The organism is Burkholderia sp. Ac-20379 (genome assembly GCF_017104645.1).
Classification (GTDB): domain Bacteria; phylum Pseudomonadota; class Gammaproteobacteria; order Burkholderiales; family Burkholderiaceae; genus Burkholderia.
Window position 1 is genome coordinate 1 of record NZ_JAAGPF010000702.1, and the last position, 1,073, is coordinate 1,073.

General features: G+C 75.6%; 1 pseudogene. It reads left to right on the plus strand.

Annotated features, from left to right (window positions below):
- Window positions 1–1,073, plus strand: a pseudogene (locus tag G3N92_RS34085) (malto-oligosyltrehalose synthase); the annotation flags it as partial.

The following is a 1,073-nucleotide window of genomic DNA, read 5'->3' on the forward strand; positions in this document are numbered from 1 at the left end:
TGGCCGGCGGCGAGCGCGCGCACGACCGGCCATTCGTCGAGGCCGCGTGGCGCGCCGCGCGCGCGGCCTTGCCGCGCACGGATCGCGACGTGCTCGATCGCGTGGTGGGCTGGCTCGGCTGGCCGGAGATCGTCGGTATTCCCGACGAATCCGCGCCCGCCCCCGATCCGGCGCTCGCGCTGCGCGCGCAGCTCGCGTTCGCGCGGCTCAGCGCGCCGCTCGCCGCCAAGGGCGTGGAGGACACCGCCTGCTACCGCTACGGCCGGCTGCTGTCGCGCAACGAAGTGGGCGCCGACGCCGAGCGCTTCGCGCTGTCGCCCGACGCGTTCCACGCACGCAACCTCGAACGCGCGCGGCTCACGCCCGGCACGCTGCTCGCCACCGCCACGCACGATCACAAGCGCGGCGAGGACGTGCGCGCGCGGCTCGCCGTGCTGAGCGAGATTCCGGCCTCGTGGCGCGCGGCCGTCGAGGCCTGGCATGTGCGCAACGCCGGGTATCGGCGCGCGCCCGCCGAAGGCGCATCGCCCGCGCCGGGCCGCCCCGCCGAGGCGAGGCTGTACCAGACGCCGGCCGGCAGGTGGCCGCCCGCGCCCGGCGCCGACGGCGCCGATGGCCTGGCCGCGTTCGCCGATCGCATCGTCGGCTGGCAGACCAAGGCGCTGCGCGAGGCCAAGCGCGAAACCGGCTGGCTCGCGCCCGACGCCGATTACGAGGCCGCCTGCGAGGCATTCGTGCGCGAGATCCTGACGCCGCGCGGCGACGACGATTTCCCGCACGCGCTGCATGCGTTCGTGGCGCGCATCGCACCGTCCGGCGTCGTCAACGCGCTGCTGCAAACCACGCTGCGGATCGTCTCGCCCGGCGTGCCCGATCTGTATCAGGGCACCGACGCGTGGGATTTCAGCCTCGTCGATCCCGACAACCGCCGCGACGTCGCCTACGACGCGCGGCGCGCCACGCCCGTGGACGGCGAGCTGGCCGGTTATCTGCGCACCTGGCCCGACGCGCGCATCAAGCGCGCGCTGGTCGCGCGACTGCTCGGCCTGCGCGCGCGGCACGCGGCCACGTTC